The following is a 14,082-nucleotide window of genomic DNA, read 5'->3' as shown; positions in this document are numbered from 1 at the left end:
TTATGCCCCTCCTTTTGCTGGTGTTCGCATAAAAAACAATAGGTTATACACGTAGTACAACCTAATCTACAACATTACACGAAACAATCTGTGTGGATAATTATATAATAAGGATAAAAAGCAGATTTAGACAATATCCACCAATTGTGGACAAATTTTATTAACTCACGTGGATAACTTATCCACAGGTTATTAACAATTTGTGGATAAAAGTTTAATGTGGATAACTTATTAAGGTGAAAACACAAATATAATATCAAATAAAACCGAGGTTAGCAATGGTTTTCGCACTTTATCCACAACCTTAACATATTGTGATTAATAAATGTCCACAGGTAGTGGGTTTGTGTAAAACCTGTCAATATATGTTGTGGATATTAAGTTTTTTTGTCGAAAAATATCCACAACATATTAAATGTGTTTAATTAGAATGGAAAAATGGATCTATAGAATTTTCCTATGGATAAAAATGTTGGTTTTATTTTGGAGAAAGTTTGATTATAATTTTTAACAGTGGTTGACAAATTTTGTTGAAAGTCTATATAATATTAATACTGTGTTTTGAGAAGCGAATTCCTCGAGGAGGTGTCATATATGAAAAGAACATACCAACCGTCAACACGTAAACATAAAAGAGTACATGGATTCCGTGCACGTATGAGTTCTTCAAACGGCCGTAACGTGCTTGCTCGTCGTCGTCGTAAAGGAAGAAAAGTATTATCAGCTTAAGCCACTGAAAATTCAGTGGCTTTTTTTTCTCGCTTTTTCCGGTTTTTACTCCAAGGTAAATACATATTTTAGGGGATTATGGAAGCTTGACTTTATGGCAATACTTATTTTCTATATGGAAATCTTGTGTTCGAGCAGATCAAAGGCTAAAATGGCATGGAAGTAGTAAATTTGCATCTGTCTCTACTTATCTAACCTCTGCAATTTTCTACTTAAAGATCGAATGAAGGTGTATTCTAGATGAAAAAGGAATATCGAGTTAAAAAAAATAAAGACTTTCAAGAAGCATTTAAAAATGGCAGATCGGTTGCAAATCGGCAATTTGTCCTTTATCTATTAAAGAAGCCCGATCAACCTCATTTCCGGATAGGTCTTTCAGTTAGTAAAAAAATTGGCAATGCAGTCACTAGAAATAGAATTAAACGATACGTACGACAAGCATTCCACGAATTTGATGGACAAATACATAATGAGTGGGACTATATTATTATTGCACGTAAACCAACAGCAGACATGGACTTTTTTGAGGTAAAGCAAAGTCTGACACATGTACTGCGTCTAGCTCGTGTTATGAAGAAGGCAACGCAAGGGCGCTCGAAACCTGTAGAAGTAGGTAAAAACAATAAATAAAATGTAGACAATTTCTTATTCTATTTTCACATTTTTAAAGGCGTTTCCTAGTAAAAGATGGTAGAATGGAATAACGAGATTTAAAATAGCTATTTTCCCCTCCATTTAGTGAATGAAGGGAAGCCTCCGGCGAGCCTTGCGATTTTTTTATTAAAAAATTATGGCGCAAATTCGGGGCGCGAATTTGATTATTATATGATCTATATTAATCCATGTTTTTAAGGAGGAAAATACGTTTGAAGAAGCGAATGACGTTCATCATCGGTCTTATTCTTATTGTAGCTTTCTTGGCAGGCTGCACAGAGGTAAATGACCCGATCACTTCTGAGAGTGATGGATTTTGGAATCAGTATATTGTCTATCCATTGTCACTCTTAATTATAAAAATAGCTGAGTTTGCAGGTGGAAGCTTTGGTTTAGCCATTGTCATTGTAACGATTCTGATTCGACTTGTGCTTTTGCCATTGATGATCAAGCAAACGAAAAGTTCAAAAGCCATGATGGCGATTCAACCAGAATTGAAAGAGCTTCAGGCAAAATATAGTTCAAAAGATCAAAAGACACAGCAAAAATTGCAACAGGAAACGATGGAATTGTTTCAAAGACATGGCGTCAATCCAATGGCTGGATGTTTACCATTATTTGTTCAAATGCCAATTTTAATCGGAATCTATCATGCCATTATGAGAACACCAGAATTGCAACAACATGCAAACTTCTTATGGTTTGATTTAGCGGCTCCTGATCCGTATTATCTACTTCCAATCATTGCGGGGATTACAACTTTTATTCAACAAAAGATTACAATGGTAGGTATGGAGAATAATCCGCAAATGACGATGATGCTATGGTTAATGCCAATCATGATTGTTGTATTTGCGATTAACTTCCCAGCTGCACTTGCTCTTTATTGGGTAGTGGGGAATATATTTATGATTGTACAAACCGCTTTAATTAAAGGTCCAGATATGAAAAAGGCAAAACAAGCTGCTAACGCGGGAGGAGCGAAAAAGTAAGTGAAACAGATTACTGCTACAGGACAAACTGTCAAAGAAGCAGTGGAATCAGCTTTAGCTCAGTTACAAATTACAGAGGATCGTGCGGAAATTTCTATTGTGGACGAAGGCAAAAGAGGCATTCTAGGAATTTTCGGTTCACGTCCGGCTGTTGTCAATGTTTCAATCAAAATCGATCCGATTGAAGAGGCGAGAAACTTTTTACAAGAAGTTAGCGACAAAATGGGGGCAGGTTCCATTACAGTTGATGTTGAGCAAAATGGAAAACAAGTTAAATTTCTATTATCAGGTGAAAAGATTGCCCTTCTAATTGGAAAAAGGGGACAAACCTTAAATTCATTGCAATATTTGACTCAACTAGTAATCAACCGTTTTTCTGACCATTACTTAAATGTGACGCTAGATGCCGAAGATTATCGAGAAAGACGAAACGAAACATTAATACAATTAGCCCAGCGGCTTGCACAAAAGGCGATCGTAACAGGGAAAGAAGTTGCTTTAGAGCCAATGCCTTCCTATGAGCGAAAAATTATTCATACTGCTTTAGTTGAGAATAAAAAAATTAAAACGTACTCTAACGGTGAAGATCCACATAGGCATATTGTGATTGCACCGAAATAAAGTGACAAAAAAACTTCTGATTAGATATCAGGAGTTTTTTTTTTTGCCTCGTTTTTCTTTATTTATGATTTCATCAGGTATGAGTAAGATCAATATTGTGGATAATTGATAAGTGCTTTATTGTTATTCACATGTGGATAAGTTAAAATAGAATAATAACAATATCGATTGATGTGGATAATGAATTATTAATGACTAGACTAGATTACGATATATAAATACAATGTAACTTATGGTCTTTTTTAGGTAGGTGTAGAAATGGAATTTGATACAATAGCAGCGATCTCGACACCAATGGGTGAAGGAGCGATCGCAATTGTTCGATTAAGCGGAGATGAAGCTTTTTCAATCGCTGAAAAGCTTTTTAAAAGTATAAGTGGTAAAGAACTGACAGAGGAGCCTTCCCATACGATTCATTATGGACATATGATTGATCCTGTAAGTAAAGAAGTGGCTGAAGAAGTCATGGTATCGATCATGAGAGGGCCTAGAACGTTTACAAAAGAAGATGTTGTTGAAATCAACTGCCATGGGGGTCTGGTGTCTGTGAATCGGGTCTTGCAGTTATGTTTAAATAACGGAGCAAGACTAGCAGAGCCCGGTGAATTTACAAAACGGGCATTTTTGAATGGAAGAATTGATCTATCACAAGCTGAGGCTGTGATGGATTTAATCCGGGCGAAAACCGATCGTGCGATGAATGTGGCTTTAGGGCAAATGGAAGGCCGATTATCCAAGCTGATCAAAAGGCTACGTCAAGAAATACTAGAGACATTAGCTCAAATCGAGGTTAATATAGATTATCCGGAATACGATGATGTAGAAGAAATGTCGCATCGGATGCTTACAGAGAAATCGACGTATGTAAAAAAAGAAATTGAGAAGTTATTACAAACTTCCCAACAAGGAAAAATTCTTCGGGAGGGCTTGTCAACAGTAATTGTTGGACGTCCAAATGTAGGGAAGTCCTCTCTATTAAATAGTCTAGTTCAAGAAAATAAAGCAATTGTAACTGATATTCCAGGTACAACTAGGGACGTCATTGAAGAATATGTCAATGTCCGCGGGGTCCCACTTCGTTTGTTGGATACAGCTGGAATTCGAGAAACAGAAGATATTGTAGAGCGCATCGGTGTTGAGCGGTCTAGAAAAGTTTTAAAAGAAGCAGATTTAATTCTTTTGGTTCTAAATTATTCTGACCTTTTAACTGCTGAAGATGAGAACCTTTTTGAAGCGGTTCAAGGGATGGACGTAATTGTCATTGTAAATAAGACCGACTTGCCGCAAAAAATTGACATGAACCGAGTTTATGAGCTTGCAGGTCAATATAAAGTGATCACGACCGCGATTATTGAGGAAAAAGGCGTAGATGAACTGGAACAAGCGATTGCCGACTTATTCTTTACTGGAAATATTGACGCAGGTGATATGACATATGTTTCAAATAGTCGTCATGTGGCTCTATTAAATCAGGCCCATAAAGCCATAAGTGATGTTTTAGAAGGAATAGATTTCGGAACACCGATCGATATTTTACAAATTGATTTAACGAGAACCTGGGAATTACTAGGAGAAATTATTGGGGATACGGTTCAAGAAAGTTTAATCAATCAATTGTTTTCTCAATTCTGCTTAGGAAAATAACGTTTCGGAACCTATTCAGAAGGGATTCGGAAGGTTCCGAACTCACGATACGAAAATAATATTTACTTTGTAAGGAGGTTATTCGATGCAATTTGATGCAGGTAATTATGATGTGATCGTCATTGGTGCGGGACATGCTGGTTGTGAGGCAGGGCTTGCTGCTGCTCGCCTCGGTGCCAAAACATTAATGGTCACCATCAATTTAGATATGGTTGCGTTTATGCCATGTAATCCATCTGTTGGCGGTCCAGCAAAGGGAATTGTCGTCAGGGAAATCGACGCTCTCGGTGGTGAAATGGCTAAAACTGTCGATAAAACGTATATCCAAATGAGAATGTTGAATACAGGGAAAGGCCCTGCTGTTCGAGCACTTCGGGCGCAAGCGGATAAGTCACTATACTCAATCGAAATGAAAAAAACTCTTGAAAATGAAAAGAATCTTACACTGGTTCAAGGAATGGTTGAACAACTAGTGGTGGAAGAGGGAGTCTGTAAAGGGATCATTACGCAAGCAGGCGCTGTCTACCGTGCTAAAACCGTTATTGTTACGACGGGAACTTATTTACGCGGCGAAATCATCCTCGGTGAATTAAAGTATTCGAGTGGTCCTAACAACCAACAACCATCCCTTAAGCTTTCTGAAAACTTACAGGAGTTAGGTTTTAATTTAGTTCGATTTAAAACAGGTACACCTCCACGAGTAAACAGTAACTCGATTGATTATAGTAAAACAGAGATTCAACCAGGAGACGAAGTACCACGTGCATTCTCCTATGAAACCGTTAAATATATTACAGACCAACTGCCATGCTGGCTTACGTATACAAATGAGGACACCCATTCGATTATTAATGACAATCTTCATCGAGCTCCGATGTTCTCGGGAATGGTGAAAGGAACAGGTGCCCGTTACTGTCCTTCAATTGAAGATAAAATTGTTCGTTTTAGTGATAAACCAAGGCATCAAATTTTCCTTGAACCTGAAGGAAGAAATACGGAAGAGGTTTATGTCCAAGGCTTATCAACAAGTATGCCTGAAGATGTTCAACATCGACTGTTAAGAACGATACCAGGGCTGGAAAATGCACAAATGATGCGGCCTGGTTATGCAATTGAATATGATGCAGTGGAACCATCACAGTTATGGCCGACATTAGAAACGAAACTCATTAAAAATCTTTATACAGCTGGACAAATTAATGGAACATCTGGATATGAAGAGGCTGCTGCTCAAGGATTAATGGCAGGAATCAATGCTGGACTAACTGCTTTAGGTCGTGAAGGGGAAATGATTTTAAGCCGCTCAGAGGCATATATCGGTGTTCTAATTGATGACCTCGTCACAAAAGGAACGAATGAGCCTTATCGTCTACTAACGTCAAGAGCGGAATACAGATTGCTATTACGTCATGACAATTGTGATTTACGATTAACCGAATATGGTTATAAAATTGGCCTGATTTCTAAAGAACGTTATACAAAATTTAAAAAGAAAAAGGCTGAAATCGAGGCAGAGATTAAACGATTAAAGAATCTCATTCTCAAACCAAATGAGCAAGTACAAGGTTTAATTAAAAGTGTTGGCGGCAGTGAGCTAAAAGACGGAATTAGGGCTTCAGATTTATTAAAACGTCCTGAAATGAATTATGGACATATTGAATTAGTAGCGAAAAGTGATATAGAACTTGATCAAGAAATTAAAGAACAAGTCGAAATTCAAATTAAATATGAAGGCTATATTGAGAAGTCCTTGCAGCAAGTGGAGCGGCTCAAAAAAATGGAGGATAAAAAGATCCCTGAAAACATTGACTATGATGCCATAAATGGCTTGGCGACAGAGGCTAGACAAAAGCTGAAAAAAATTCATCCATTATCCTTGGCACAGGCGTCAAGAATATCAGGTGTAAATCCGGCCGATATTTCCATTTTACTCGTCTATTTAGAGCAAGGGAAAATTGCTAAAGTATCGAACGAGTAACAAGCCTCCGGCGGATGCCTCGGATTTTTTATCGGGCAAGCTCGACGACGGACAGGACGTCCTAGTCAGGTGAAAACCACAGGGTGTGGCTTTCTGAAGCGTGATAAAAATCCGAGCAAATTCTGTGGGACGAATTTGATTTACAGTTTAGTCGACTGTTAGAAAGGATTGCTATGAATACGGAACAGTTTATAAATCAATTGGCGGAAAAGGGGATTACTCTTACTCCGTTACAATTGCAACAATATGAAACCTATTATGAAACGTTAGTTGATTGGAATGAAAGAATGAATTTAACGGCGATCACGGAAAAAGAAGAAGTTTATTTAAAACACTTCTATGATTCGATCACAGCCGGATTTTACTTCGACTTTGACAAACTGTTAAAAGTTTGTGATGTTGGGGCGGGTGCCGGATTTCCAAGTCTCCCACTTAAAATAGCTTTTCCAAATATAGAAGTTACCATTGTGGACTCTCTTAATAAAAGGATTCAATTCCTTGAAAACTTAGCAAAACAATTACAATTGGAAAACGTTCACTTTATTCATAACCGTGCAGAAACCTTTGGTCGCTTACCAGAACATCGAGAATCATACGATGTAGTAACAGCTAGGGCAGTTGCAAGAATGTCTGTTTTAAGTGAGCTTTGCCTTCCTCTTGTCAAGCAGGGCGGAGTCTTTATCGCGATGAAAGGGGCAGGAGGCGAAGATGAGCTGCAAGCTGGTAAAAAGGCGATTGCCTTATTAGGGGGAAGATTAAAAGAATCTTATTCGTTTACCCTGCCAGTAGAAGAAAGTGAGCGAAATATTTACCACATAGAAAAACAGAAACCAACTCCGAAGAAATACCCGAGAAAACCTGGAACCCCGAATCGAACACCTATTGAGTAAAGTGAATAGCGCAAGGGACTTCCATTAAGTGATATAGACCCTTGCGCTAGACCACTTTGAAGGATAGATAAATGTCGTTTTTCCGATTAAAATATCATAAATGCTCAGAATAAATAGGAATGTGATAGAAGGGTTTGTTATTTTTTTCGAGAATAAATAAATAGGGAGTTTCATAAAGGTGGTGCAGGGTGATGAGAAATTCTTTTTCACGATTTTTTGGACTCGGTGAAAAGGAAGAACACGAAACAGTAGTGGAACCAGTAGAAGAACCAGTTCAATCTGCCGAACTAGAAGAAATGGTAGAAAAAAATGAAATCAATAAAATTCCGATAGAACAAATCGTTCCCAATCGCTTTCAGCCGAGAACGGTTTTTGATGATGAAAAAATTGATGAATTAGCTCGTACAATCCATACGCATGGGATTATCCAGCCGATCGTAGTCCGAGAACTTGAAGCAAACTCATTTGAAATTATTGCTGGTGAACGAAGATATCGGGCGATGAAGAAGTTGGGCTGGGATCTAGTGCCTGCGATTATTAAAGACTTTAACGATACCGAAACCGCTTCTGTCGCATTAATTGAAAATTTACAAAGGGAAGAGCTATCACCGATTGAAGAGGCGATTGCTTACGGAAAGCTTCTTGAATTACATGACCTTACACAAGAGGCATTAGCTCAACGGTTAGGTAAAGGCCAATCAACGGTCGCCAACAAGCTTCGTTTATTGAAGCTTCCACAAGAAGTTCAAGATGCACTTTTAAATAAAACGATCACCGAAAGACATGCACGTGCACTTATTCCATTAAAAGATCCTGAACAACAAGTCAGACTGCTGCAGGAAGTGATTGAGAAGAACCTCAACGTTAAACAAACTGAGGATCGTGTAGCCAAATACCTTCAACAAAAAGATGAAAAGCCAAAACCAAAACGAAAAGCCTTCAGTAAAGATATGAGAATTGCCGTTAATACAATTCGCCAATCCTTATCAATGGTTTCTGATAGCGGCATCAATTTAGATTCAGAAGAAGAAGAATTTGATGATTATTACCAATTTACAATTAAGATACCAAAGAAAAAGTCTTAACAGCAACCTATTATTCTATGTCTTTATTTATATATATATTTTCAATCGATAAGAAACTAAACGACTATAGCTTTAGTTTCTTTCTTTTTTTACCCGATTCTTCTAACCAAAAAACGCTTATAATCTACTTTTCATGATAGAATAGATTACATGATTACTAATAATATAATTGCAAAATCATAGATCATTAGGCAAAATCATTTCCATGGAAATAAAGGTAGGTGATAGCATGGGTAAAATTATTTCAATTGCCAATCAAAAAGGCGGTGTTGGCAAGACGACAACTTCAGTTAACTTAGGAGCTTGCCTTGCTAATATTGGGCATCGCGTGTTGTTAGTTGATATTGATCCACAAGGAAATGCTACTAGTGGGATAGGCATTGAAAAAGCGGATGTTGATCAATGTATTTATGATGTATTGGTTGATGATGTCGAGGCGAATACTGTCATCCGTCCCACATCTGTTGAAAACTTGGATTGCATCCCGGCAACCATTCAATTAGCCGGAGCTGAAATAGAATTAGTTCCAACGATTTCAAGGGAAGTCCGCTTGAAAAGGGCATTAGAAAAGGTAAAAACTCATTACGATTACATAATCATCGATTGCCCTCCTTCACTTGGTTTATTAACACTTAATGCACTAACCGCATCAGATTCAGTTATGATTCCTGTTCAATGTGAGTATTACGCATTAGAAGGCTTAAGTCAGCTGTTAAACACAGTAAGACTGGTTCAGAAGCATTTAAATCAGGGATTAAAAGTAGAGGGTGTACTTTTAACGATGCTTGATGCCCGTACGAATCTAGGACTTCAAGTGATTGAAGAAGTGAAAAAGTATTTTCAAGATAAAGTATATAAGACGATTATTCCGAGAAATGTTCGGTTAAGTGAAGCTCCTAGCCATGGAGAACCGATAATTGTCTATGATCCAAAATCTCGCGGTGCAGAAATGTATTTAGATTTGGCAAAGGAAGTGGTCACAAATGGCTAAAGGTCTTGGCAGAGGACTGGATGCAATTTTTTCTAAAACGGATATTCCCGAGGTTGGAAAGGAAGAGGTTATTAAAGAGGTCAAGACTTCAGAATGTAGACCCAACCCTTATCAACCAAGAAAAATCTTTGAGCCAACCGCGATTGAAGAGTTAAAACAATCGATTATTGAGCATGGGATCCTCCAACCGCTCATTGTAAGACAGTCAATCAAAGGGTATGAAATTGTCGTTGGCGAAAGACGGTTTAGGGCGGCCAAGGAGGCGGGGTTAGAGAAGGTCCCTGTCGTTGTCCGGAAACTAACAGAGCAGCAAATGATGGAACTCGCCATTCTGGAAAATTTGCAGAGAGAAGATTTAACCCCAATTGAGGAGGCCTCAGCCTACCAATTGTTATTGGAAAAATTAAAAATTACTCAAGAAGAATTGGCAAAAAGACTAGGGAAAAGCCGTCCCCATATAGCCAACCATGTTCGACTGCTTTCTCTCCCAGTGAGAATCCAAGAACTGATCTCTGACGGCAAGATTTCAATGGGACATGGTCGTGCTCTTTTAGGATTACGTAAAAAAGAAGCGCTCCCTTCTGTTGTTGATAAAATAATTAAAGATGGACTAAATGTTCGCCAATTAGAAAAATTAATCCATCAATTAAATGAGCCTGTTTCACGTGAAACAAAAAAAACAGATCCAGAAAAGGATATTTTCATTAAAGAGCAAGAATCAACCCTTCGCAATCGATTCGGAACAACGGTTCATATTAAACAAAGTAAAAATAATAAAGAAAAAGGAAAAATTGAAATTGAATTTCTCTCAACAGAAGACTTGAATCGAATTTTAGAATTGTTAGAGAATGAATAACCTTTTGCAACCATCCTAAATGTGATGGTTATTTTTTTTGTTCAGTGGTAAGATGTTGATATTATTTTTGATTTTTTTGTAATAGTGATGAGGTGGAACGATGGTTTTGTTAGGTACTATTGTCAATAGTGTACTAATTATTGCAGGTTCTTTTTTAGGCCGAATTCTTTATAAAATTCCTGAAAAAATAAAAGATACGGTTATGAGTGGAATTGGACTTGCTGTTATTGTTATGGGATTGCAAATGGGTTTTGCAAGTGAGAACTTTCTCATTGTCATTTTAAGTATTGTCTTTGGTGCGATTATTGGGGAATTAATCAGACTGGATGACGGATTAAATAACCTTGGGTTGTGGTTGGAAAAGAAAGTAGGATCAAAATCGCAAGGGTCAGGAAGTATTTCTCAAGGCTTTGTTTCTGCTACATTGATCTTTTTGATTGGTGCGATGGCGATTTTAGGTGCTTTAGATAGTGGAATTCGGGGAAACCATGATATTCTTTATACAAAGGGAATTCTTGATGGGTTTACCGCTTTGATTTTAACAACGACATTGGGATTAGGTGTATTGTTTTCAGCGATCCCTGTTTTCTTATATCAAGGTTTAATCGCTTTGTTTGCAACAAAAATTAATCAAATGGTTCCAGGCCCTTTAATGGACCAATTTATCACAGAGATGACGGCCACAGGCGGAGTAATGATTTTAGCCATCGGATTAAATGTTCTAGGGTTAACGAAAATCCGGGTGGCAAATTTACTTCCGGGAATTTTAGTAACAGCCATAATTGTGACTTTTCTATATTATGTTGGTTAAGGCCAGAAATAGCCGCTTTCTTCTCTTGTTAGAAAGCGGCTATGGTTAATTAATTTTTCCCTGTTCTTGATTGATACGATGTTTAACATCGACAAATGAAGAATTACGTCCATAAAGTAAACTAGCTTGGTAAATTCCATCAGCCATGGTTTTTGCCATCTCCATAATAAGATGAAGCCTTGTATTCTGCAAAACAAAGTACTCCATAAACCCGCTAACGTTGACGATTCCTGTAATATGAATCTCTCCAACTTCAGGAAGCTCCTTATTCACCCCAGCACCTGGCTTAACCGGTCCATTCCCGATTTGAATGATTCCAACACTTTTCATTCTTCCTAAACAGGCATCAATTCCAATGATAAAAGGATTGGTGTACAACTTCTTAATCTCTTCTATTTTGTCAGCCAAATTTAAGGCATGGATGGGATCATCTAATGTCCCATAAATATGAAAGGGATGAGGCTCTTTATCTTTGAGTAATGTCCCGATTAAAGGTCCTAAAGAGTCACCGGTTGATCGGTCTGTTCCAATACATACAAAGACAATGGGTCTACGACTCAAAGTCGAAGGCAACTGTGCAAATAAACCTTGTGCAACTTGCAGTCCCGCATCTGGCTCATCATGATGAATTCTAATTTCTTCATTTCTTAATTTATTAAAAAAACGATTATTTAAATTAAACAAGCACTTCACCCCTATTGTTAGAAGCTAGCCATCATATTTATTAAATATTCTGTATGTTTCAAGCGCAACTATAAACCGCTTCTTATGGTTTACTATTAGTATACGGTTTTTTTCAATTTTCTATACATAGCTGCTATACTAAATTAAAAATAAAGTGAAACTACCATCAGTCAGTGGGGGTCTTTCATCCCCCACCTATCCTTTTTTGTTCTCAGAGTCTTGAGTTGGGGGTTTTACTGATAAATCAATTTTGAGCGAATTTGCTGTTGAACAGTTAGGTAAAAGGTTATGTGTTTCCCATGATTTTGTTTATTATATAGGTAAGATAAGCGGAGAAGTCTTCTCCAAAGGGCAAAAAATATAAAAGGAGGAGTTTAAAGTGGAAGAAAAAGATTTTGGTTTAAATGATGTTGTTGAAATGAAAAAGGCTCATCCTTGTGGAACAAATCGCTGGAAAATTATTCGTCTTGGTATGGATATTCGAATTAAATGTGAAGGTTGCTCCCATAGTGTATTAATTCCTCGAAAAGAATTCGTTCGAAAAATGAAGAAAGTCTTAGTGAAACATGAAGAATAATCGGAATGGGGATTTGCGCTTTTAAGGTAAAAAAACTATAATGATGTGTGGTTTATATTCATTTTACTAGATACAGTTTAATTTTATATAATCTTAAAATAAGAAAAGTGGTCTAGCTGCAGCGCCTAGCGTCTAATGGACTTCCCACCCTTCCGCAACGATTACGTTAACAGTGATTCATACTGGTGTTCATCGTAATTTCTTAAATTTATGGAAGGAATATCGACAAAAAGCCGCAACGTCCTGTTGCTAACGTCGATGACAGCACATCCTGTGCAAGGCAGTCCATAGGCCGCCTGAGCAAGGCGCTTCCGCTTTTCAATTGAGGAGTGACATAGATGGCTTTAACAGCTGGAATTGTAGGTTTACCGAATGTGGGGAAATCTACGTTATTTAATGCAATTACGCAAGCAGGTGCAGAATCTGCTAACTACCCTTTCTGTACGATTGACCCGAATGTGGGAGTCGTGGAGGTTCCTGATGACCGTTTGAACAAATTAACGGAACTTGTAGTACCAAAGAAAACAGTACCAACGACATTTGAATTTACAGATATTGCTGGAATTGTTAAAGGGGCAAGCAAAGGGGAAGGTTTAGGGAATAAGTTTTTAGCCCACATTCGTGAAGTAGATGCCATCTGTCAAGTCGTGCGTTGCTTTGAGGATGAAAATATTACCCATGTTGCTGGGAAGGTAGACCCGATTGATGACATTGAAACCATTAATCTTGAGTTAATTCTTGCGGATATGGAATCGGTTGAGAAGCGAATGAGCCGTGTTGAGAAATTAGCAAGACAAAAAGATAAAGAGTCTGTTATTGAATTTGGTGCACTCGAAAAGTTAAAAGAGGCATTTGAAGCTGAAAAACCAGCAAGAACGGTTGAATTTACAGAAGAAGAGGAGAAGTTTGTTAAAGCCCTTCACCTATTAACAATTAAACCTGTTCTATATGTAGCAAATGTTGGGGAAGATGATGTAGCAGATCCGTCTGGAAACCAATATGTTCAAATTGTTAAAGACTATGCTGCTAAAGAAGGTGCAGAGGTCATTGTCATTTGTGCAAAAATTGAATCTGAAATTGCTGAGCTTGAAGGGGAAGAAAAAGATATGTTCCTTTCAGAATTAGGAATTGAAGAGTCCGGACTGGATCAATTAATTCGCGCTGCCTACAGTCTACTTGGACTAGCTACCTATTTTACAGCTGGAGTTCAAGAAGTTCGTGCCTGGACTTTCCGTAACGGCATGAAAGCTCCTCAATGTGCCGGGATTATTCACTCTGACTTTGAAAGAGGGTTTATTCGCGCAGAGACCGTTTCATATGATGACCTTGTCCAATATGGAAGCATGAACGCCGCTCGTGAGGCAGGAAAGGTAAGACTTGAAGGAAAAGAGTATATCGTAAAAGACGGAGACGTTATGTTGTTCCGTTTTAATGTGTAATTTAGAAGTTATGCTTTGAAAAAAATGAACGGTACATTGATTATCTACATTTGATGTGGTATAATTTCATCTTGTGAGTAATGAAAATTGCTCCTTGCCCGGGATTCGGGCCGTTTAGACCAAAAGGAGGT

14 protein-coding genes are annotated in these 14,082 nt (G+C 37.8%); 13 read left to right on the top strand and 1 reads right to left on the bottom strand.

The window, feature by feature from the left end:
* Nucleotides 1-594 precede the first annotated feature (594 nt).
* From rpmH to R4Z10_RS21055, 11 genes are all read left to right on the top strand, one after another.
* Entirely contained in the window at nucleotides 595-729 is a 135-nt protein-coding gene (gene rpmH, locus R4Z10_RS21105) for a 50S ribosomal protein L34 (RefSeq protein WP_338471232.1), read from the top strand.
* A gap of 240 nt (nucleotides 730-969) precedes the next feature.
* Nucleotides 970-1,359 (top strand): ribonuclease P protein component, encoded by a 390-nt coding sequence (gene rnpA / locus R4Z10_RS21100; RefSeq protein ID WP_338471231.1) that lies wholly within the window; start codon nucleotides 970-972, stop codon nucleotides 1,357-1,359.
* Between the two features lie 236 nt (nucleotides 1,360-1,595).
* Complete coding sequence (gene spoIIIJ / locus R4Z10_RS21095) at nucleotides 1,596-2,375, top strand: YidC family membrane integrase SpoIIIJ (RefSeq protein ID WP_338471230.1); 780 nt, start codon at nucleotides 1,596-1,598, stop codon at nucleotides 2,373-2,375.
* A complete protein-coding gene (jag, locus tag R4Z10_RS21090) occupies nucleotides 2,376-2,996 on the top strand; it encodes an RNA-binding cell elongation regulator Jag/EloR (protein WP_338471229.1) in 621 nt (206 codons plus the stop codon). It begins immediately after the preceding gene.
* Nucleotides 2,997-3,254: 258 nt separating this feature from the next.
* The gene (gene mnmE / locus R4Z10_RS21085; protein WP_338471228.1) at nucleotides 3,255-4,640 is read left to right on the top strand and encodes a tRNA uridine-5-carboxymethylaminomethyl(34) synthesis GTPase MnmE; all 1,386 of its coding nucleotides are present in this window, start codon (nucleotides 3,255-3,257) and stop codon (nucleotides 4,638-4,640) included.
* 85 nt (nucleotides 4,641-4,725) lie between these two features.
* Nucleotides 4,726-6,618, top strand: coding sequence for a tRNA uridine-5-carboxymethylaminomethyl(34) synthesis enzyme MnmG (gene mnmG / locus R4Z10_RS21080; protein WP_338471227.1), 1,893 nt, complete (start codon nucleotides 4,726-4,728; stop codon nucleotides 6,616-6,618).
* Nucleotides 6,619-6,791: 173 nt separating this feature from the next.
* On the top strand, nucleotides 6,792-7,508 hold the full coding sequence (gene rsmG, locus R4Z10_RS21075; RefSeq protein WP_338471226.1) for a 16S rRNA (guanine(527)-N(7))-methyltransferase RsmG: 717 nt from the start codon (nucleotides 6,792-6,794) through the stop codon (nucleotides 7,506-7,508).
* A gap of 191 nt (nucleotides 7,509-7,699) precedes the next feature.
* A complete protein-coding gene (gene noc, locus R4Z10_RS21070) occupies nucleotides 7,700-8,593 on the top strand; it encodes a nucleoid occlusion protein (RefSeq protein ID WP_338471225.1) in 894 nt (297 codons plus the stop codon).
* Between the two features lie 229 nt (nucleotides 8,594-8,822).
* Nucleotides 8,823-9,584: an AAA family ATPase gene (locus R4Z10_RS21065; protein WP_338471224.1), complete on the top strand. Its 762-nt coding sequence runs from the start codon at nucleotides 8,823-8,825 to the stop codon at nucleotides 9,582-9,584.
* The gene (locus R4Z10_RS21060) at nucleotides 9,577-10,440 is read left to right on the top strand and encodes a ParB/RepB/Spo0J family partition protein (protein ID WP_338471223.1); all 864 of its coding nucleotides are present in this window, start codon (nucleotides 9,577-9,579) and stop codon (nucleotides 10,438-10,440) included. The genes R4Z10_RS21065 and R4Z10_RS21060 overlap by 8 nt, the downstream gene beginning before the upstream one ends.
* Nucleotides 10,441-10,540: 100 nt before the next feature.
* Entirely contained in the window at nucleotides 10,541-11,251 is a 711-nt protein-coding gene (locus tag R4Z10_RS21055) for a DUF554 domain-containing protein (protein ID WP_338471222.1), read from the top strand.
* A gap of 45 nt (nucleotides 11,252-11,296) precedes the next feature.
* Here R4Z10_RS21055 and yyaC read toward each other — a convergent pair whose 3' ends face one another.
* The gene (gene yyaC, locus R4Z10_RS21050) at nucleotides 11,297-11,935 is read right to left on the bottom strand and encodes a spore protease YyaC (RefSeq protein ID WP_338471221.1); all 639 of its coding nucleotides are present in this window, start codon (nucleotides 11,933-11,935) and stop codon (nucleotides 11,297-11,299) included.
* Between the two features lie 379 nt (nucleotides 11,936-12,314).
* Here yyaC and R4Z10_RS21045 point away from each other — a divergent pair, with 379 nt between their 5' ends.
* Together R4Z10_RS21045 and ychF are read left to right on the top strand one after the other, a co-directional pair.
* Complete coding sequence (locus R4Z10_RS21045) at nucleotides 12,315-12,512, top strand: DUF951 domain-containing protein (RefSeq protein WP_338471220.1); 198 nt, start codon at nucleotides 12,315-12,317, stop codon at nucleotides 12,510-12,512.
* 338 nt (nucleotides 12,513-12,850) lie between these two features.
* A complete protein-coding gene (gene ychF, locus R4Z10_RS21040) occupies nucleotides 12,851-13,951 on the top strand; it encodes a redox-regulated ATPase YchF (RefSeq protein ID WP_338471219.1) in 1,101 nt (366 codons plus the stop codon).
* The last annotated feature ends 131 nt before the right edge of the window (nucleotides 13,952-14,082 follow it).

The sequence above is a fragment of the Niallia sp. XMNu-256 genome (assembly GCF_036670015.1).
Taxonomy (GTDB): Bacteria; Bacillota; Bacilli; order Bacillales; family Cytobacillaceae; genus Bacillus_BD.
This window is presented reverse-complemented; position numbering and strand designations above follow the sequence as displayed.